The 19,684-nt window shown below is 65.7% G+C and carries 21 protein-coding genes; 8 read left to right on the top strand and 13 right to left on the bottom strand.

The window, feature by feature from the left end; translation table 11 throughout:
* The 3 genes from AC1D2K_RS10080 to AC1D2K_RS10090 form a co-directional block, all read left to right on the top strand.
* On the top strand, positions 1-1,850 hold a 1,850-nt coding region (locus tag AC1D2K_RS10080), incomplete at its 5' end, for a ParB/RepB/Spo0J family partition protein (protein ID WP_478088464.1).
* 336 nt (positions 1,851-2,186) lie between these two features.
* Positions 2,187-2,453: a hypothetical protein gene (locus AC1D2K_RS10085; RefSeq protein ID WP_478088465.1), complete on the top strand. Its 267-nt coding sequence runs from the start codon at positions 2,187-2,189 to the stop codon at positions 2,451-2,453.
* Positions 2,453-2,695, top strand: coding sequence for a hypothetical protein (locus tag AC1D2K_RS10090; RefSeq protein ID WP_478088467.1), 243 nt, complete (start codon positions 2,453-2,455; stop codon positions 2,693-2,695). Before AC1D2K_RS10085 ends, AC1D2K_RS10090 begins: the two co-directional genes overlap by 1 nt.
* A 137-nt stretch (positions 2,696-2,832) precedes the next feature.
* Here AC1D2K_RS10090 and AC1D2K_RS10095 read toward each other — a convergent pair whose 3' ends face one another.
* Entirely contained in the window at positions 2,833-3,318 is a 486-nt protein-coding gene (locus tag AC1D2K_RS10095; protein ID WP_478088469.1) for a hypothetical protein, read from the bottom strand.
* Positions 3,319-3,481: 163 nt separating this feature from the next.
* Positions 3,482-3,751 (bottom strand): hypothetical protein, encoded by a 270-nt coding sequence (locus tag AC1D2K_RS10100; RefSeq protein ID WP_478088471.1) that lies wholly within the window; start codon positions 3,749-3,751, stop codon positions 3,482-3,484.
* Positions 3,752-3,906: 155 nt separating this feature from the next.
* Here AC1D2K_RS10100 and AC1D2K_RS10105 point away from each other — a divergent pair, with 155 nt between their 5' ends.
* The 5 genes from AC1D2K_RS10105 (at position 3,907) to AC1D2K_RS10125 (ending at position 7,980) form a co-directional block, all read left to right on the top strand.
* Complete coding sequence (locus AC1D2K_RS10105) at positions 3,907-4,461, top strand: hypothetical protein (protein WP_478088473.1); 555 nt, start codon at positions 3,907-3,909, stop codon at positions 4,459-4,461.
* Between the two features lie 31 nt (positions 4,462-4,492).
* Complete coding sequence (locus tag AC1D2K_RS10110) at positions 4,493-5,527, top strand: relaxase/mobilization nuclease domain-containing protein (RefSeq protein WP_478088474.1); 1,035 nt, start codon at positions 4,493-4,495, stop codon at positions 5,525-5,527.
* A gap of 404 nt (positions 5,528-5,931) precedes the next feature.
* Entirely contained in the window at positions 5,932-7,140 is a 1,209-nt protein-coding gene (locus tag AC1D2K_RS10115) for a Fic family protein (protein ID WP_478088475.1), read from the top strand.
* 254 nt (positions 7,141-7,394) lie between these two features.
* Positions 7,395-7,679 (top strand): ribbon-helix-helix protein, CopG family, encoded by a 285-nt coding sequence (locus AC1D2K_RS10120; RefSeq protein WP_478088477.1) that lies wholly within the window; start codon positions 7,395-7,397, stop codon positions 7,677-7,679.
* Between the two features lie 7 nt (positions 7,680-7,686).
* Positions 7,687-7,980 carry a type II toxin-antitoxin system RelE/ParE family toxin gene (locus tag AC1D2K_RS10125; RefSeq protein ID WP_478088479.1) on the top strand — a complete coding sequence of 98 codons (294 nt, stop codon included), beginning with the start codon at positions 7,687-7,689 and terminating at the stop codon, positions 7,978-7,980.
* Between the two features lie 245 nt (positions 7,981-8,225).
* Here the strand turns inward: AC1D2K_RS10125 and AC1D2K_RS10130 are convergent, their stop codons facing one another.
* The 11 genes from AC1D2K_RS10130 to AC1D2K_RS10180 form a co-directional block, all read right to left on the bottom strand.
* On the bottom strand, positions 8,226-9,347 hold the full coding sequence (locus AC1D2K_RS10130; RefSeq protein WP_478088481.1) for a zeta toxin family protein: 1,122 nt from the start codon (positions 9,345-9,347) through the stop codon (positions 8,226-8,228).
* The gene (locus tag AC1D2K_RS10135; protein WP_478088483.1) at positions 9,344-9,820 is read right to left on the bottom strand and encodes a hypothetical protein; all 477 of its coding nucleotides are present in this window, start codon (positions 9,818-9,820) and stop codon (positions 9,344-9,346) included. The genes AC1D2K_RS10130 and AC1D2K_RS10135 overlap by 4 nt, the downstream gene beginning before the upstream one ends.
* A gap of 93 nt (positions 9,821-9,913) precedes the next feature.
* Positions 9,914-10,615: a TraX family protein gene (locus AC1D2K_RS10140; RefSeq protein ID WP_478088484.1), complete on the bottom strand. Its 702-nt coding sequence runs from the start codon at positions 10,613-10,615 to the stop codon at positions 9,914-9,916.
* A gap of 32 nt (positions 10,616-10,647) precedes the next feature.
* Positions 10,648-11,226 (bottom strand): phospholipase D family nuclease, encoded by a 579-nt coding sequence (locus AC1D2K_RS10145; protein WP_478088486.1) that lies wholly within the window; start codon positions 11,224-11,226, stop codon positions 10,648-10,650.
* A gap of 24 nt (positions 11,227-11,250) precedes the next feature.
* Positions 11,251-12,426 (bottom strand): LPD7 domain-containing protein, encoded by a 1,176-nt coding sequence (locus tag AC1D2K_RS10150; RefSeq protein WP_478088488.1) that lies wholly within the window; start codon positions 12,424-12,426, stop codon positions 11,251-11,253.
* A 21-nt stretch (positions 12,427-12,447) separates the two neighbouring features.
* Entirely contained in the window at positions 12,448-14,355 is a 1,908-nt protein-coding gene (locus AC1D2K_RS10155; protein ID WP_478088489.1) for a type IV secretory system conjugative DNA transfer family protein, read from the bottom strand.
* Entirely contained in the window at positions 14,321-15,319 is a 999-nt protein-coding gene (virB11, locus tag AC1D2K_RS10160) for a P-type DNA transfer ATPase VirB11 (protein WP_478088490.1), read from the bottom strand. The genes AC1D2K_RS10155 and virB11 overlap by 35 nt, the downstream gene beginning before the upstream one ends.
* A gap of 103 nt (positions 15,320-15,422) precedes the next feature.
* Positions 15,423-16,808, bottom strand: coding sequence for a type IV secretion system protein VirB10 (gene virB10, locus AC1D2K_RS10165; protein ID WP_478088493.1), 1,386 nt, complete (start codon positions 16,806-16,808; stop codon positions 15,423-15,425).
* Positions 16,805-17,635: a TrbG/VirB9 family P-type conjugative transfer protein gene (locus tag AC1D2K_RS10170; protein ID WP_478088494.1), complete on the bottom strand. Its 831-nt coding sequence runs from the start codon at positions 17,633-17,635 to the stop codon at positions 16,805-16,807. The genes virB10 and AC1D2K_RS10170 overlap by 4 nt, the downstream gene beginning before the upstream one ends.
* A complete protein-coding gene (locus AC1D2K_RS10175; RefSeq protein WP_478088496.1) occupies positions 17,632-18,354 on the bottom strand; it encodes a VirB8 family type IV secretion system protein in 723 nt (240 codons plus the stop codon). The genes AC1D2K_RS10170 and AC1D2K_RS10175 overlap by 4 nt, the downstream gene beginning before the upstream one ends.
* 155 nt (positions 18,355-18,509) lie before the next feature.
* Entirely contained in the window at positions 18,510-19,565 is a 1,056-nt protein-coding gene (locus tag AC1D2K_RS10180) for a TrbL/VirB6 family protein (RefSeq protein WP_478088498.1), read from the bottom strand.
* Positions 19,566-19,684 lie beyond the last annotated feature (119 nt).

Raw genomic sequence — 19,684 nt, forward strand, 5'->3', positions numbered from 1 at the left:
CTCTCATCGAGTCGCAGGGGCTGCTGCAGCGCCTCGCGGTGGTCGCGCAGGCGGATGGGGGCTTCGCGGTGGTGGCCGGCGGCCGCCGGTTGCGCGCCATGCACCAGCTCGTCGCCGAGGGCCGGTGGAACGCCTCGCAGCCCGTGGAGTGCAGGCTCTACGACGATGCCCGCGCCGCCGAGGTGTCGCTCGCCGAAAACTCGGGCCGCGAAGCCATGCATCCCGCCGACGAGATGGAGGCTTTCCGCACACTGGTCGAGGAAGGTCTCACGGTCGCACAGGTCGCGGGCCGCTTCGGGGTGAGCGTGCTGACGGTCGAGCGCCGCCTGAAGCTCGCCCGCCTTGCCCCCCGGTTCCTCGCGATGTACCGCACCGACGAGATCGAGCCGGACCAGTTGCAGGCGCTCGCGCTGACAGAGGACCATGCGGCACAGGAAGCCGTCTGGGATGGCCTGCCGGCCTACGACCGCGATGCATGGACGATCCGGCGCTTGCTCACCGAACAGTCCTGCGCGGGGGACAGTCGATTGGCCCGGTTCGTTGGCATTGAAGCCTACGAGGCCCGGGGCGGTCGGGTGCGGCGTGACCTCTTTGCCGATGACGACGATGCGAGGAGCGTCTACCTGGACGATCCCACCCTCTTGCAGATCCTGGCGATGGAGAAGCTGCTCGCCCTGGCCGAGGAGGTGCGCGCCGAAGGCTGGGGCTGGGCCGATTGCCTGACCGAGGGCGACCACCTCGTGCTGCGCAGCTATGGCAGCGAGGCGCAGGCCGAGCGCGAACCGACACCGGAGGAAGCGCAAGCCATCGAGGCGATGGAAGCCGAGCGCGACCGTCTGGCCCAGGCCTACGACAGGAACGAGGACGGAGGGGACCCGGACGCCGACAACTACGCGGCCGAGGAACAGCGCCTGTCCACCGCCCTGGACGACCTGGACGACCGGCTCGACACCGCGCGTGCGACCTTGCGTGCGTGGACGCCTGAACAGATGGCGCGCACCGGCGCGTTGCTTCGCATCGACCACGCCGGACGGGTGACTGTCCACCGTGGCCTGATCCGACCCGAGGACCGGAAGGCGGGCGCAGGGCCGGGTGCTGGCGGCCCCGACTCTTTGTCGAGGAGCGGCACGGTAGAAGGCAGGGACGAGGGGGCCACGGAGGACACGCGCAAGCGCCCCGAGTTCAGCGAGAAGCTCATGCGCGACCTGACCGCCCACCGCACCGCGGCCATTCAGGCCGCACTGACCCAGAACCCGCAGGTGGCCCTGGTCACGCTTGTCCACCGAATGGCCGAGACCGTCTTCGGCCAGTACGGCCGGGGCAACGATGTGGTGAAGGTGACTGTGCGTCCGACCAGCGACTACAGCCTCGCGCAGATCGCGACCGGCTACGAGAACTCCCCGGCCTGCGCGATCCTCGGCCCAGCCGAGACGCAGTGGGGCGACCGGCTGCCGGGCAACCCGGAGGCGATGTTCGACTGGCTGCTCGGGCAAGACCGCGAGACGCTGCTCGACCTGCTGGCCTATTGCACCGCGCGGAGCATCGACGCGGTGGCGGGCCGCGAACGCTCGCGCGACCAGAGCGATGCGATCGTCAAGGCGCTCGGCATCGACATGGCCAACTGGTGGCTCCCGAMCCCGACGACCTACCTGTCCAGTGTCAGCAAGGCCAAGGCGCTCGAGGCCGTCAAGGAGGCCACGGGTGTCGACGCGACCCACACCGTCGCCATGATGAAGAAGACCGAACTCACCGCCTACTGCGCCCGACAGCTCGAAGGCACACGCTGGCTGCCGGGTCCGCTGCGGATCGTCCATGCGCCCGTGAACGGCGAAGGCCCCGACGACGCGTGACCTGCCTCTGCCCGCTGCCCCGGTTCGGAGGCCTCGTCCTCCGAGGGGCATGCGGCTTCCATCCTTTCCCCCAGGAGCCCTTCATGAACATCCGGACTTCACTCACTTTGTGGGCCACCGCAGTGGTCTGCCTCACCGGGGCCGCCGTCGTCATCGTGGTTCATTCCGATGCCGGCACGCCCACCCGACCCACGGGCTTTCAAACCAGGTTCCAGCCGGCCCTCCGGCCGGACGCTCACATCGGGCGCTTCAGGCAGCTCACGCCTGTGCCACTCGATGACCCTGCACATCCTGGACCCGCGCGTACGTCGGGCCCCACCGCGGAGGAAGGTCGTCATGGCAACGCGCAAGCCCACCCCTGAAACGGCCGGAGCTGCCACCGAAGCAGCCTCCCGCGCGGCGCTGAGTCGATTCGAAGGACACTGTCTGTGCCGGCGAACGCGCGAGTGCGAAGAGCTGCTGCAGTTGGCCGTGCTCGGCATCGAACAGACCCGCGAGCGGCATGCGCCTGACACCGACCTGCGCGAGATCGCCGAGCACCTGACGGAGGCCGAACGTCACGTCGAGATCGCCCGTCGTCTCGCCGCCCGCTGGAGCGAATGATGGCCACGAAATCCGTCAAGCCGGTCACCCGGGAGACTTCGGCGTTGGTGCGCGAGCGTGGGCTTCGCGCGGTGATGGTGACGATCGTGGGCGGCGTGATCGAGCTTCGTGCCAAAGGCCTGCGATCGCGAGAGACCGTCGATGTGGCCTGGTGCTACTACGCGGCAGTCAAGCAGCGCGTCGCCTTCGAACGCGCCGAGCGTGCTCGGGAGGGAAGGGCGAAGAAGGGTCGGGCGGGTTGATCCCGCTTCTCGGGCAGGCCCGTCGGCGACCGCTGGCGGGCTCCCTCGTCGCCGACGTTCGGCATGCCGAACAGCGAGCCCGGCTTCGCACCGTCGAGCGAGGCACTGCGAGGCTGCCTGTTCGGCGCAGACACGGTTCAGGGCTTCCTGCGCAGCAGTCGGTCCAGTCGGCTTCGCGGCTTCGATGGAATCGCGGGCTTGGCGTCGCGGTAGGCGGCGCGCTGCGTTCGCAACGCTGCGGCGAGGGCGGCCACACTGGCGCCGTCGTAGTGCCAGATGCCCGTCACGGCCAGACAGCCGATCCTTCCGCCCTGAGGCTTCGGTGATACCCGGATATTCCGTACGCCGATGCTCTGCAGGATCTCGGACCGATATGAGGCGAGCGACGCCTCCCGACCCACGAATTCGGGAACGTCCCGGCTCAGTTCGATGCCGATCATGTGGACGGATGGATGACGCTCGGCGATGAAATTCACCACTTCGGCCAGCACGAGCCGTGGCAATGCGCCGGCCCGAAAACCCTCGAAGTCGACGGTCATGAAGTTCTCGACCAGCACCTCGGTTCCGTCGGAACTCAGCGTCACCGACTGCACGCGTCCGATCAAGGCTTCGCCGTCGAACACATCGATGGGTTTTCCGGGCACATAGGCGCGGCCGTCGGGGCCCGTGAGCCGCAGCCTGATGCCGATCACGCGGATCGCGACGAGTGCGTGTGGCCCGCACAGGGTCGTTCATGGTGCGCCGCGGTGGCTGCGCCGGCGGCGAGTTCTGGATGGTCCTCTGTGATCATGGACGCAGCTTATCGGCGGCGAGCGCTGCGGCCTCAGCTTCGAATCGAAGCCGCGAAGCGCACTCGTGAAGCATGTCGCAGTCCCATGAAGTTTCGTTGTCGACGATGTTCGGCGTGCCGAACATGCCGGCAACAAACGACGCCGCATCGGCTTCCTGGACGGGACACGCACACGGTGTTCGCGTGCCGAACACATCGAGATGCGCTGCTTCGAGGCATCGTGAGAACGTTCGCATGCGTTCAGGCGGGTCATCGTTGTTCGGCATGCCCGAACGGGTCCCAGATTTGCCCATTGAGTGCCTCCAAGCTTAAAGCTGTAAGGAGCGAGGTAGATGTTCGGCATGTCGAACGCTGAGGCCTTGTTTGGCTTTGAGGGCAGGATAGACTGGCGTCAGACATTGTTAACGTTCCGTCGTTCACCATGACCAGCGCGAACCGAACTGCCGTTGTCGGCACCCGCACCTCGAGCGAAGCGAAGGCTCGTTTCGCTGCCCTTGCGGCAGGTCGCGGAGTCACCGAATCGGCGCTGCTCGCGTTGCTCATCGAGCAAGTGGTTGCCGACAACCCAGAACACGACGTTCGAGCGACGCTGTTTCGCATCGCAGATGAAGGTCCCGCCATCGACCGCCTGACGCTTCGCTTGCGGCCGGGCGACCGGGCTCTCGTCGATGCGCGGGCTGCAAGCCGTCGGATGAAGACCGCGAGCTACTTGTCGATGCTCGTTCGAACCCATGTCCGCGGAACGCCGGTGATGCCACCGCAGGAACTGGATGAGTTGCGCTGTGCGGCTGGCCTTCTGGGATCCATGGGACGCCAGCTCCGCGCCATGGCTTCGCAGTCCCCATGCCAATCCGATTGCACCGCGGATTTCGCGGAGCTGCTGGTCGATGTCGGTCGGGCCGTCGAGAGCGTTCGCGCGGGGGTCTCCGACGTTGTCCGCGCGAACCTCAAGAGTTGGGAGGCCGGCCATGCCTAGGCACRTCGTCACMTTGCCTCGCACCGCGGGGATGGAGTTCGACATCGTCAGCTACGGCCGACGGGGACCCAGTGCACCCGCTTCGCTGAGCGTTGACCAGGTCGAGCAAGTGAAGCGAACGGTCAGCCGCACGCCCGAGGTGATGGTGAAGGTGTCCGGCGGCGCGCGCGATACAGGAGGCGCCCGAGCCCACCTGAAATACATTGACCGCCACGGGAAGCTCGACATCGAGACCGATGATGGCGTCGCAATGCGCGGTCGCGGCGCCGCCGAGCAACTTGTCGGCGACTGGCAACTCGACCTGTGCCGAAGCGAGCACAGACCGAAGCCGAAGGATGGCGAGAAGGACACGCGCTCCAAGCTGGTCCACAACATCGTCCTGTCGATGCCGGCTGGCACACCGCCGAAGAAGGTCTTGGCGGCCGCAAGGCATTTCGCGCGTGAGAACTTTGCGCTTCAGTATCGGTATGCCATGGTTCTGCATACGGACCAGGCCCATCCGCATGTGCATCTCGTCGTCAAGTGCGAGCACGAGTTCGAGCCAGGTCGGCGCCTGTATGTGCGCAAGGAGACGCTGCGCTCGTGGCGCGAGCAGTTCGCGGCGTTGATGCTAGAGGAGGGCGTGGCGGCCAACGCGACCCCGCGCCAGTTGCGGGGGACTCGAAAGGGCCTGAAGGATCCGATCCATCATCGGCTTCGCGACTTGAGAACAACCCAGGCAGCGAGCACGGATCGGTTCGCTGGTGGTCGACCGGCCCAGGACTCCAGCTTCATGCGGCGTCGGCTACTGGGTATTGGCAAAGACCTGCAGGCAGGTCGAGTGGTTTCGGAGGATGGCAAGGCCAAGCTGCTGGCGACGCGATCCGAGGTCCTGGATGGTTGGGGAGCGACGGCCGAGACGCTGCGACGCCAAGGGCTTGCCGATCTGGCGGGTCAAGTAGAGCGCTTCATGCAGAAACTGCCGACGGCTGTCGCCGACCGCGAGCACTTGGTACAGGGCTTGTTGGCACGCCTGAAGGCACAGCGCCATGCGCGGGGTCCCGCTCGGAGTGAGCGAAGCCGCTGAACGGCGAGGCTGTTGTCGTGCCAGCGCGCGGCCAATGGACGCACCGGCAACGCGAATTCGGACAGCGGGAAGTGCTCCCACACGCGAGCGGCTTGGGGGTCGCATCGAACTGCGGCTTGGGCGGCGTGACGGCCATGTACCCGGTGGGCCCGGCGCGATCCCGGATTGCGGTCACAGCGGCAACAACATTCACCGCGGCTGATCACCCGGCGATGCACACGCTGGGCGGCTGTTGACCGATGCCGCGTGAAGCTACCGCTTCTCCCCGCGGTTGAGTCTGAACGGGCAATCGAGCCGGCAAGAAAACCAGAAATCGAACCGGAATATCGATTGGGTGTGGCTTCTCTAAACCATTGTTATTCATAAGGTTTTCATGGAAAATAACGGAAACACAACCGGAAATCATGTCAGAAAAACCCAAGGCGATCGCGGTCTATGACCAGCCCCATCAGTTCGAGCCGCTGTTGCCGGCGCAGAACTTGGACGGGCTGATTGAAGCAACCCGCCGCGTCTTCGAGAAATCCGCACAACTGCGAGCCTCGGCAAGCCCTCAAGCACGGGATGCCCTGCGGGCGATCGTGCGCTCGATGAACTCGTACTACTCGAACAGCATCGAGGGGCAGGGCACGCACCCGGCAAACATCGAGCGCGCGCTCAGGCACGACTTTTCCGAAAAGCCCGACGTGGCCCTGCGCCAGCGGGTGGCCGTTGCGCACATCGAAGCGGAACAGGAACTCGAGCACCTCGTGTCGACGGAGGCGGCAGCCCTCAGCAGCGATTTTCTTCTGAAGGCACACACGGCCTTGTACGGCAGGCTTTCGGAAGACGACCGGCGCACGGACGATGGACGCATCGTTGTGCCGGGGGAGCTTCGCAAGCACGACGTCGCAGTCGGCCGGCATCAACCTCCGACCTGGCAGTCGCTACCCCAGTTCCTGGCGAAGATGGATGAGCGATATGGCCGGCTCAAGGGCGTCGATGCGGTTCTCTATACGATTGCGTCCGCCCACCACCGCATGGCGTGGACTCATCCGTTCGAGGACGGGAACGGGCGTGCTGTCCGGTTACAGAGCCACTGCGCCCTGTTCCCTCTCAGCGGTGGCCTCTGGTCCCCCAATCGGGCGCTGGCGCGCCAGCGCGAGGTCTACTACGAAATGCTCGACAACGCGGACAGTGCGCGGCAGGGTGATCTCGATGGCCGTGGAAACCTCAGCCAGAAGATGCTCTGGGAGTGGTGCCGCTATTTCATCGAGCTGTGCGAGGACCAGGTCACGTTCATGACCACCATGCTTGATCTTCCGAAGCTAAAGGATCGCATTCGCGCCTACGTGCTCGTGCGCGGGATTACGGACGGAATCGCCGAGTACCGGGAAGAGGCCATCTTTCCGCTTCAGACGGTCGCAACAACGGGTTCGGTCTCGCGGGGCCACTTCATCAGGATGACCGGCCTTGAAGAGCGCACAGCTCGCAAGGTCGTGTCGCGCTTCTTGGCCGACGGGCTGCTGAAGAGCGATGGCCACCGGTCGGAACTGAGCATCGGGTTCCCGATGTCTTCGCTCAATATTCTGTTCCCCAACCTGTATCCAGAGGCCGCAACGGCAGCTCTCGAATAGCTGGCGGCTCGAAGTCGATGTGGGGTCAGTTGCTGATATCGCTTGACACCGGCGAATCGGCCATCGGCGGGGAACCTGATGTGAGCAGTTCCGGCGCACACCGCTTCGTCATTGCAGAGCGCACCTCACCATCTGTTCAATTTGAACCGCGTCGTCAGCGCCTGCCAACACAAGGAGGAAGGTGGGTGTCGATGGCTCGTGTGGTACAAATGTGCTACATTGGGGTTCGCTCAGAAGGTCCAGGAAAGTTGCCCATGTCTACGACCACGATCCGAATGGAAGATGCCCTGAAAGCTCGCATCGCGGCGGCTGCCGAGCGAGCCGGAAAGTCGTCACATGCCTTTATTCTGGATGCGCTATCCGAGACGGTGGAGCGCATCGAGACGGACGACGAGTTGCATCGGATTGCCGACGAGCGGTGGGTTGCTTTGAAGCGGACTGGAAAATCGGTGGCCTGGACGGATGCGAAGGAATATTTGCAGGCCCGCGCTAGCGGCAAGAAAGCGCGCCGGCCGTCAGCGCGACAGCCTTCGCGCTGATCGAGTCATGGCTCGAATCGAGCTTGCTCCCGAAGTTCTTGACGACCTTGATCGCTTCTTGGATCACATGGCGCAGTTCGACGCGGTGGACATCGCTAAGCGGATCGAGGAAATCATCGAGGCCATCCAAGTGCTTGCGCATAGTCCTCAAATCGGCAGACCGGTGAAAGACGGAAAACGGGAATTGGTCATCGGCAGGGGTGCTAGAGGCTATGTCGCGTTGTATCGCTACTTGGCCGAGGTTGAGACGGTCTTCATATTGGCAATTCGCGCGCAGCGAGAATCGGGTTTCAAACATTGATCCCTTCGTGCAGGGGCGCATGACTTGGATCCGGCGAAGATCGCGAGATGGTGGAGATCCGGGGCATGGCGCTGCAACCGACACCCAACGGCAAGATTGTTTGGCTCCGCCGACATCTTCGATCGCGATGCGAATCGCCACAGTGCCCGCCGGGCCGTCGTCGTCTCGATAAATACCCGACATGTCGCTGATGGATGCGTTGGTGGCAAGGCGTGGAGAGCCCCTCGAGGCGGCCTTGGGTTCAGCTAGCGCGTAGGGGGATCCGTCGGCTTTTCTTTCGCCGCGATCCGCGCCATGTCGCCGCGTTCAATGCGCTGGGCGATGTTCTCCCGGGCATGGAGCACCAGGCGCGTCGCCTCGTAGTCCTGGTATTTTTCAGACTCGAGCATCGCCAGGCCCAGGGATTGCACGGCCCGTGCATGGTGGGGAAATTCCTTCACGAACTCGTTGCGTTCCATGGCCCGGAAGGCGGCGCCCTCGCGCGCCCATTGCAGCATCTGGGCGGCCGCAGGAACTGCTTCGCATCGCGCCACTGCCGCATCGCGCCATCGCAGCACCTCGCTCGCCACGTCGCGAGGCACTACGGGGTCCTGGACCAGGCGCCGCACCAAGGTCTCCCACCGCATGGCGGTCTGCACGAGTTCCCTCGGCGCCGGCGTGCGATCACGCTCTGCGTCCAGCGTGACCTGGGCACGCGTGGTGCGAAGCCATTCGCCTTGCGTCAATCGGTTCTCGTAGAACTGGGCGCCCCGGGGATCGATGATGCGCAGGCCATCCACGGCCCGGCGATCCTCCAGATGCCCCATCACATGGCGGACGTTGGCGAGCGCCGCGTCGTGCGCCGCGGCTGAAATGAAAGGCGCCGGCAAGCCGCGGGATCGCCACCGGTCGTAGCGCGCCATCAACGCGATGCGACTCAGGTCGGGATGGGTGCTGACGAATACGGCCTGCACCGCGTACGCGGCCTTGCGCAACGCGGCCGCCAGCCTCGGAATCGACCTCGCATCCTCCAGCTCGTCCTCGATGACCATGTGCAAGCGCTGCGCTCTCGCGTCCTCGACGGCGCGACCCAACCAATGCACGATGTTGGGCTGGATGGCAGGGAAATCGACGGCGCTGTCTGCATGGCTGGCCGGGTGGTAGGCCGTCAGACGCTCGATCGAGAGATGGATGGCCGGGCCTGCGGTCTTGAGCAACTCGCGCCGCAGCAGGGCTGCGGCCACCGATACGCCGGCCCCAGGTTGCCCGGCGACGAACATCGCGACCGGCTGGGGGGACGCGGGGATGCCCGCGAACAGGTCGGGTCGGACCCTGCGCTCGTAAAGACGGTCTCGCTCGGACGCGGAAAGATGGCCCGTTCGCGTCATTCGGYGGCCCCCGAAACGGTGGGATGGGCAGGAGGACCGTACCTCGCCAGAATCCGTGCGACGTCGGTGGCGCTCATCGGGTCGAAATCGGCGAGCAGCTTGCAGGCGGCGTCGCGTTCGTCGCGTATTCGCTCGAGTCGCCGGACGTCGGGAACTGCCAGGGCCAGACCTTCGTCGAGCGACGTCGTCAGATCGGCGATCGTCCGGTGCAGCAAGGCCAACGCCAACTCCGCGTCCAGCGAGGCATTCAGCGGGTCCCAGTAGCGCGGTTCGTAGTCCTCCACGGGCGGGATTGCCGCAGATCGAGAGGGCGCGTCCCGATCCTGGTCGATCGAGAAGCTGCGCAGGCGGACCGCCTTGGTCAGCATCATGCGCATCACGTCCGGCAATTCCATGCCGACCTCGGCCGCCATCCGATACGCTTCCTTCGCGATCGCGCGGTCGATTCGGAATCGGATGATCGGGCTTTCCATGGCGACGCGAGTTATAGCAGGCCGCGGGAGGCGTACCCCGGGGGCTCGGCGCTTTTTCGGCCCTGACGTGGGCCGGACCACGGGCAGCGAGGCTCAGGCCAGCTGCTTGACGAGCCAGATGACGCTCAGGTGGGCGGGGTAGAAGGCATAGAAGAGCCACCGGCAGCGCCTCACGGGAAGGGCCACCTGCGCGGCCGCCCAGATGAGCGGCAGGCCGGCGAGCGCCGCGAGGTTGCGGTTCACCACCCCCAGCGATGCGATCGCGGCCGCCCAAAGAGCAAACCGCAACGCCGTCGGCCGCCGGCAGAAGGCCCAGGCGCCGATGCAGCTCAGCAATCCGAACCACCAGAACTCGACCACCGCCCCCGCGAGGATGAACAAGCCGATTGCCAACGCCGTGCGGGTCCGGCCCCCGCCCTCGCGCAGCGCCACGAGGGCGGTTGCCGCGAGCAGCGTCCAGAGAATGTTCAGCGGCCACCCGCCGACAAGCGCCACGTAGGCAGGCGTCGCCACTGCGCCGAAGGCGAGAAGCCGCCACATCACTCTGCGGTGCACTCCCGCCGCCCAGGCGCCAGGGCGCGCGAGGTTGTACATCAGCACGAAGCCGAACAAGGGCATGACCATCCGGCCGAGGTCAAACAGGAAGACGAGGCGCTGGTCCCACAGATACTTGTTGACGTGGTCGAGCACCATCAGGATGAGCGCGAGCCACTTCAGGCCTTCCAGACTGCCGTCGGCGACCACGAAGCGTGCCTTGTGGGGGTGCGCGCGGGTCGATGTGCTGCGGGTCAGCATGATCGGACCGTCACGCGCATGCCAGGTTCAGGTCAGTAGGCCGGGGGCAGGTCCGTGCCCTCGTGCCAGAGACGCTGCCATTCGGTCGTGTACTGCGCCGCGATAGCGGGCGCGTTCCGAAGCACCAGCACGATCTCGGCGTTGCGCCTGGCGGCCGAGGCGGTGTAGTTGAAGCTTCCGGTCTGCACGGTGGCGCCATCGACCACCATGAACTTGTTGTGCTGGAGCGCGTAGCGCGCATTGAGGCGGACGGGCACACGCTCGTTGGCCAGAAACCGCGCGGCCGAATAGTCCTTGGTCGCCTCGCCAGCGTCCACGATGACGACCACCTTCACGCCCGCGCGCGCGGCGTCGCGCAGTGCGACAGCGACCGGTCGGCTCGTGAAGGCGTAGGCAGCTACGAAGATCGATGATCGCGCGCCGCTGATCGTGTCGAGCACCAGGGGGAGCGCCTGTCCCGGTGTGAATGCTGCGAAGGCCTCGATCTGCAGGGATGGCGTCCGCTCCGCCGATGCCAGCGGCAGGCCGCTGCCGATCGCAAGGGCCGCTGCCAGAGTGAGCAGCCGGCTGGCGACATGTCGACGGCGCGAAGGGGACGAGTGGTCGGTCATGGTCATCCACAGGGTTGCGTCGCTTCATTCGCGTGTGGGCTCGGGTTCGTCCCTGCGGGGGGGCGTGCGGCCGCGCGCTTGCACCGGGGCATGCAGCGTGCGCGGTGGCGGCATGCCGATGCGTTCGCCTCGCTCCACGGCGTCGGCGAGGCTGTGACGGATCGCCTCGACCACCCTTCGCTGATCGTCGGGGCGCTGCGTCAGCCGGCGCGCAAACTGCCGCGCCAGTCTCAGGCCCAGCATGGCGCCTGCGAGGTCCGGATACTGGGCCAGCACGGCACTCGCGGCCATCTGGCCCTGGCGCACGACTTCGGCCTTTCGGCTGAGGGCTCTGACGTAGTCCGTCTTCTCGACCGTCCAGCCCATGCGCTGCGCGGCCTTCCTTGTCTCACCGACCAACTCACCGGCCTCATTGCGCCGCGCGACCCGGACCGTCACGGATCGGCCGCCCTGCTGCCGCAGGCTCACTTGGTCGCCAACCCGTACACCCGAACGGGATTCGGCCAAGGCGCGTTCGAGGTCCGCGCCCCAGAACGTGCGTTCGCCGGCCGGGGTCCGCACGCGCGCGTAGTACGACATGCGCTCACTCGGATCGAAGTGGTAAGGCGCCGCTGCGTGGGCGAGCAGCTCGCCGGTGACCGGCGGGCGAAGCCCGTCGGGCGTCGAGCGGATCTCGCGCGCTTGCAGTCCGGAAGGGGACCGTTCGGTCGCGGTTGGGCCGCGTTCGGTGATTCGTTCCCCGCCTCGTTCCGCGCCGTCTGTCCCTGGCGGCCTGCGGTCCCGGGCCCGCTGCAACTGCTGGCTTTCGAGATCCGTCGGCGCGTAGCCCCGCACCTCGATGTCCAGCAAGCTCGCTTCGCGCCACACCGCGCGCCGGAACGCCTCGGTGCCCTTCAGCTGAACCACCTGCCAGCCTCGCGCCTGCATGATCGCCACCACGCTATGGATCACCTCGAGGTTGTGCGTGCGCACCTTGAGCCGCGTGCCTTGGTCAACGAAAGCCAGCGTGCGATCGGGAAAGAAATAACGGTCGTCGATGCGCAGGAAGCGCCGGACCACGGCGTCCGGCACGACGCGGTTCGATGCGGYGCCGGGCCGCGGGGGCTGCTCGTCCACCATGCCAGCCCCGCCGTCCGGATCGCCGACGACGTGGTGGCTGGAGTTTGYCGGAGGGGTGGGATCAGTCGGATCGTGGGCCATGGGGGTCTCCTGCGGCCGTCGTCAGTCGAGCAGCTTCGAGATGAAGCTGTCGGCTGCGGCCTTGATCTCGGCGTCGGTCATCGGTCCCTTCKGGATCTCGACATCGTCGAAATCCAGGGAGAAATCCTCGAGGTCCAGGTCTTCGAGGCGTGTCGGATCGACTTGCATGTCGGGAACCTCCTTGGCAGCGTCGTGGGCGCCTGGGTGGGCAGGGCGAGGGGGGCGGGGGCCTGGCGCCATCCGCAGTCGCGTGACGCTCGCGATGTCGAGCAGGGGCACTTCGGGCGGCGGGCGTTCCCGCTTGGCGAAGAAGCGGTCGCGAAAATAGTAGACGCGGTGCGCGAGCACTGGGCGAAGGCCCTCGTAGAAGAGGATCATCCGGTTCGTCCCCAGCTCCTTGACCWCCTGCGGCAGCAGGAGCCGCCGCGGCTGCTCGCTGATGCTCACGGTCGGCGACTTGCCGGCGCCGCCCCACATGGGGCGGCTGATGTTCTTCTGCCGGACCGTGCAGGTGCCGAGTTCGCGCGACACCGCCTCGGCATCGTCGAACTCCTTCGGCGGAAAGACGATGCGCGCGGCCAGCATCTTGCGGATCGATTTCGCCCCTTCGATCCCATACTTCTCGATCAGCTGCGAGTTCGACTGCACGATGATCACGGTGCGCACGTTGTAGCCCGGCAGGAAGGCGGTGGACTCGGCGATCACCGGAATGCGCCCGAGCGCCGGGAACTCGTCCAGCATGAGCAGCAGCTGGAGTTTGAGCGCCGGGTTGTTTTCCGGGAGCTCGCGCGTCTGCAGGCCGATCGCCTGCTGGAAGAAGAGGTTCAGGAGTGGCTGCAGTCGCGCGATGTTGTCCGGGTTGATCTGGACGTAGATCGAGATCGGGCGCTTGCGCAGTTCGCGCAGGTCGAAGTCATTGGCAGACGTCGCCGCGTCGATCATCGGGTTGAGCCAGAGGTCGAGCCGGCTCGTGAAGGTCTTGCGGATGCTCGAGGCGGTGGTCGGCGCCAGGTCGATGACGTCGTAGAGGCTCTGCACCGTTTCCTGGGAAAGCGGGTAGCCGGCACGTTCGCAGGCATCGATCACGCGCTTCCAGTGCTTCTGGAAGCCTTCGTCGTCGCTCGCCATGCCCTGGCGCAAAACCTCCCCCAGGGTGCGGGTCGCGCCCTCGGTCTCGAACAGGTACAGCGCGATCCCGAGAAACAGCGAGCGTGCGGAGGAGGTCCAGAACGGGTCGCCTGCGTGCGGGTCCGGAAAGAGCATCGTGCCGATGCGCTGCAGGTCGTCGATGCAGCGGTAGGGCACGCTCGAGACGTAGCCCAACGGATTCCAGCGCGCGGATCGTTCGCGCTCCGACAACGGATCGAACAAATGCACCTCCTGGCCATGCGCCGCGCGGTAGCCGGCCGTACGCATGAAGTTTTCGCCCTTGATGTCACTGACGATGGTGGAACCCGGCCAGTTCAGCAGGTTGGGGATCACCAGGCCGACGCCCTTGCCGCTGCGCGGTGGCGCCTCCAGTTCGACACCCTGCTGGCCCGGCAGCACCAGGTAGCGGTTGCCGAGGCGCCCGAGGATGATGCCGTGCTCGCCGAGCAGTCCGGCTCTCGCGATCTCCCGCTTCGTCGCGAACCGTGCGTCGCCATGCAGGGGTCGGCGGCGCGACAGCATCGCGAAGCCGACCACACCGAACGCAAGCCCCTGGCCACCGGCCAACGCCATGATCAGCGCGCGCCGGATGTCGGGCCGTTCGCCGTAGCCCTGCCAGTAGCGCCAGGCGGTCAGCGGCGTGGCCTGATGGGGCGGCAGCTTCACGGCCATCAGGAAGAAGTAGCCGGCCAGGTACAGGCCGACCACCGCCGCGCACAGCAGCGCGACCGTCACTTTCAACGGGCTACGCAAGGCCTCTGAGCTTGGTTTCAGGGTCATGCCAGATCTCCGTCACCATGCGCCGCTGGCGGTCGCGCGCGCACTGCACCACCACATCGATGCTCAGCTGCGCCAGTTCGACCCCCTCGCGGGTGCTCATGCCCTGACCCGCGTCGCTGCGCTTCATGAGCTGCGCGAGCGCCACGAAGGCCATCTGGGCGCTGTCCGCATGTACGCTCGTGATCGAGCCCGGGTGGCCGGTGTTGACGGACACCAGGTAGTCGTACACCTCGTCGCCGGTGCGCAGTTCCGAAACGAAGATGCGGTCGGGCCGCTGCCGCTTGGCGCTCGCGAGGAGTTGCCCCGGCGTGATGGCCGCCTGCCCCTGGGCACCCTGCGAATAGAACAGCCGGACGTGATTCGGCTGATTGCGCAGCGACAGCTCCTTGACGTCCTCGATCGTGACCAGGCGCTCCTCCGGCGGCACCTCAAGGATCAGTGCCTTGCTCAGTGTCGTCTTGCCGGATCCAGTGGCACCGGACAGCAGGATGTTCCTGCGCAGCTGCACGGCGCGGCGCAGGAAGCGGACGATCTGCCGCTCGCCCAGCAGTTGCATGAGCTCGCGATCTTCCGGCGAGGGAACCGTGCCGGTTGCGACGGGACAACAGGCAACCGGGACGCTTCGAGTCGACTCGAACATGCCCAGCCCGTCGAGCTCCTCCAGGCTCCAAAGCACGTTCGACGGGCGTCGGATCGTGATCGAGACGGTGTGGTCTTCGGTAGCTGGCGGCAGCACGATCTGGATGCGCTCGCCGCCGGGGAGAGTGGCCGACAGCAGCGGCTCGCTCGCCGAAATGCGCTGACGCGTGAAATTGGCCACCAGCTTGGCGATCGACATGCACCAATCGAAGGTCGCGAAGGGCAGCGGCTCGCGGGTCCATCCGGTCTGGCGCTCGACGAAGGCGCTGCCGGGTTGGTTGATGCAGATCTCGGTGACTTCCGCATTGTCGAGGAGGGCGCACAACGGTCCGAGGAAGAGTGCCAGTGACGACGGCTCGTCGTGGACAGGCTCACCCCGGCCCGCACGCCTCGAGAAAGCGGGAGTGGCGATCTCGGGAAGGACCGTGTCAGGGGCGGTCTGGATCGCTGCGGAGTGCATAGACGGCCCTGAAATCGACATCGCGCGCAACTAGGATCTGGATGCGCTCGCCCTGGTTCTTGATCACAGTCGGMGGAATCGACATGGTGTTGCGAWGCACCTCGGCGATCACGTCGCGGCTGCCCTGCGGGCCGAGCACCACGCCGCCGCCACTGCCGACGTTGGTGCCGCTCTGCTGATTGGCGACGATCGCCTGCATGGTGCCGTCGATCACGGACAAGAGGATCGCGGCGCCGAAGCGCTGCCAGAAGTGGGTATCGACAAAGCCGGGCAGGCCGTTGCGTCCGAGCTCGTCCGTGCCGGGGGACGCAAGCTGAACGACGACGCCCGTGGGCGTGCGCGCCTCGTTCCACACCACGAAGACACGCCCCTGTCCCTGGCGAGGCTCGCCGCGCTGCTCGCCGACGAACTTCGTTCCGCGCTCCAGCAGCACCACCTTGCCGTCGGCGCCATAGATGTCGCTGGCGCCGATGCAGGTCGTCATGCCTTCGTAGGTGGAATCGATCGCGGTCTCGAGCGTGCAATCGATGAACGCGCCCTTGGGGAGTAGCATGCGGCGGGTCGGCAGCAGCTGCGCGGTCACGGCCGGCGTCGGGGTCGGCTTCAGCATCGCCGCCAGGGTTCCACCGCCTCCAGACGGAGAGGTTGTCGGCGCCTGGAGGGAACCGAGCAGCTGGGCCATTCCGGGGGTCATGCCCGGTGCCGTGGCCATTGGCGAGATCCCCGGCATCTGCGGCGCAGCGGCGAAGGCTCCAGCTGCGGGCGTGTTGGCCGCTCCAGTTGCGGAGGTCGTCTGCGCGCGGCGAAGGACCGGGATGCCAAGCTGGCGCTCGAGCGCCAACTGCTCGGGGGTCTTGTCCGGCGGACCGCCACTGCTCGAGGTGGCAGGCGGAGGCGGAGGTGGCAACGCCGGCGATGGCGTGCCGGCCTTCGTCGCCGACCGGGCGATCGGGGGATCGATGCGGCCCAGCGGCGGCACCTTCATTTCGCCGGCCGCGCGAGCTGCGGCTGCCTTTCGGGTGGATTCCTCGGCGTCCTTGGTGCGGGAATACTGGGTGTTGTAGTACCAGAACAGGAAGCCGGCCCCGAGAAGGACGATGGTGCCCAGTGCAAGGCTGCTGCTCACGCGCGACTGGATCGAGCGCTCACGGTTCACCGAGGGGATGGCGCGCTCGCCCTGCACCGTGTGGGCCTGCGCATTCCCGGGCGAGGATTCGTCGGATCCCCCTTGCTCGCCGTGACCGGACAGGATCTCCCCGGTGTCTTGGTCGACGGTCGGTGGCTGGTCTTGCGGCTGGCGATCGCGGTTGCCGAGGTCATCCGGCTTGCGTTGGAGGCGATCCTTCCCGTTCATGGCGCGGCTCCTGGCGTGGTGCGCGCTACGCCGGGCACGGTGGTGTTCGAGCGGCTGAGCGCTCCGCCGCCGGCAAACGACTGGTTCACCACGCAACCGACCAGCTTGCCGCGTCGGAGCACGAAGCGTCGAGCGATCCGGTGGATCACGACCTCGTCGTCCTCGATGTTGAAATTGAGCAGCGATTCGGAGCCGTCGTCGTTCTGGACGAACATGGCGGGGAACTCGGACCGCGTCTGGAAGCGAAGCCGGGTCTGCACGCCGTCGTCGTAGGCGCTCATCGGCTTGAGGGTGGTGCTGCCGCAGAACCAGTAGTCGCTGTTGCGCGGGCGCTCGGCGACTTCATTCTTCATGCGAGCCTCTGTCAAGAGCCGCTCGCGCTCGGCGGCCGCGGCCCGGGCGTCTTCTTCCGGATAGGTGAAACGGATGGAATAGACCATGCGACGTGCCGCCTTGCCCGTGGGTGCGGTCGCCGAGACGACATAGTCGAAGTGGTAGGCACGGCGATTGGTGAGCACCGTCAGGTTCGTTGTCGCATGGGCCTCCTTCGGCTTGATGAAGAAGTGATTGCGCTCGGCGCCCACGTCGAAGGCGCCGTTGTCGCCGGACCCGAGGTTCACGAACTCCTCTCCCTCGGCCCACTGCATGTGGATTTGGAATCCCACGTAGCCTTGTAACTCGACCACGTCGTCCGGGTTGTAGGCAACGACGCGAATGCGCGCATCGACGGTACCCGCCGGTGGTACCGTGCCAGCCTCGACGTTTGGCGAAAGGACCGCCATCGCCGTCAAGGCGCCGATGAAGAGGGTCGTCAGGGCCCGGCTCATCGCGTGTCTCCCTTGCCGCCGGGAAGCACGCCCGTCGCCACCTCCGGCTCGCGCCGATACTCCACGACGCGAAAACCCAGCGGATTGAGTGACCGGATCTTGTCGTCCTTGGAGGGCTGCGTGTAGGCGAACTCGATGGTCGATACCCAGTGGCTGGCCTGCTCTTCCCCCGTAGCTCCCGGGCGGGTGAAGCGACTGAAGCGGACCTGGGCGAGCTTGTCCCGGCCGCTCTCGAGCTTGAGGAAGGTCACCGAGCGGATCTGCGTGCGAACGGTCGTTCCGTCCTTGAAGAGATTGAGGGGTGAGAGCGGGTTGTTGGTGTTCCAGAGCGCGGCCCATTCCTGATTCAGACGCGGGGAGTTCTGTGCAGCGACCAGTTCGTAGTCGGCCTCGGCCGTTCCGTAGAAGTACCGCTCGCGGGCGATCACATGGTTCGACAGAAGGTTGCGGGTCACGACCTGCTCGATGTCCGTGGTGCCCTCGTAGGGCGGAACCACATCGACGATGCCGCTGCTGCTGTCGACGCGAATGACGACGGGTATCGGCTGCTTCAGGGGCGTGAGACCGGCAACCGCGGCGACGGCCAGCAATGCGATGACGGAGGCAATGGCCGCGACGGTCCACGCCAGCTTTGAGGATCGAGCCGCGCGACGTGCGCGATCGATCTCCCAGCTCTGGGCCTCCTGCAGGTATCGATCAAGGGTTGGCCCGCGATTCATGAATCGCTCCTCGCATGGATGCATCGGCCTGGGCGTTGATCGGGCTCAAGTCTCCTTCGCACTCGGGCGGCAACGGGGGCCGCGTTCCGCATGACGAGAGCAGCGTGATGATCGAGAGAATCAGAGGGACCAGCCTCATCTTGTCCTCCACTTCTCTAGCGCAGGGTGTTCGGATTGGGCATCACCTGCTCCCGAGGCACTACCGTGCCGCCACGCCTGGAACCGCCGATCCGATCCCATGTGTTTGAGACGCCTGCGCCGAGGCGATTGCCGGCCAACCGGCGCAGTGAGTCCCATTTGCTGCCAGGGTCGCGGCGGAGTCCGTCGAGTACGCCGCGGCCGAACTCGTAGGTGGAGCGACGGGCACCGCCCATGCCCCAGCCGATCACGCCACTTACGGTGCCATAGGTGCTGAGAGCAACACCGCTTGCGAGCCCTGAAGCGATCGGCATTACCTGCCTCATGACCAAGAACACAAGGGCTGCCGCTAGGCAAACTCTCGCACTTTCCGCAATGGTGATGCCAGTTCCCGACGTAGCGGCATTTGACGCATAGGCGCGTAGCACCGACAGCAAGAGGGCGGAGGTGAAGAGCGTCAGGATTCCGATGAACGCATAGTTTGCGAGCTGCGCAACCCACGATTCAAAGAATCGCTTAGTTGCATCAAAGAAGAGCATGACGATGAACACCGGACCGAGAGCAAGAAGGACGGCGATGGCAACCTTGGATAGGGCCAACATGAAGGCTGTCACCACGACGGACAAACCGACAAGCAGATAAACGAGGAACCCCGCTGCATAGAAGGCGAAGTCGCTGTCTAGGACGCTTCCTTTCTTGAGCAGATGTTCGGCAATCGCGGTTCCGTCTAGCCAGACTTGATCAATCACTCCGACAATCGATGGTGCGCCTATGACTGCCGCGGCCAACTGATCAGGCGCTGTGAAGAAGGTGTTCGTGATGATCTCGTGGTAGCTCCACAGTCGAAGGCCGAAGCCAAGGATGAGGCCAATCACCACGATTCGCCTGATGCCTTCCCAGATGGGTTCTTGTACCCGACCTGTCAGGCATAGGAAGCCCCACATCATCACGTAGATCGTGGCCAGGGTGACGGCTGCGGGCTCTATTGCGGCGGCCACGCGAATCGTGTTCGTACTGACATAGTCAGCGACTTGTATGTTCAGCCAAGCGAAGAATTGAGCGAAAAATCCCACAGCGGCCTCACTACTTTGCATTGCCCAGGGGGATCGGAACGGGTTTTAAGTCTCGGGTGTTCCCGATGCCTTCCAACTTCTTTCGACGAAGGTCCTCGTCGCGGGAGGCAGCCTTGCTC

The sequence above is a fragment of the Variovorax sp. P1_H12_2 genome, assembly GCF_056405335.1.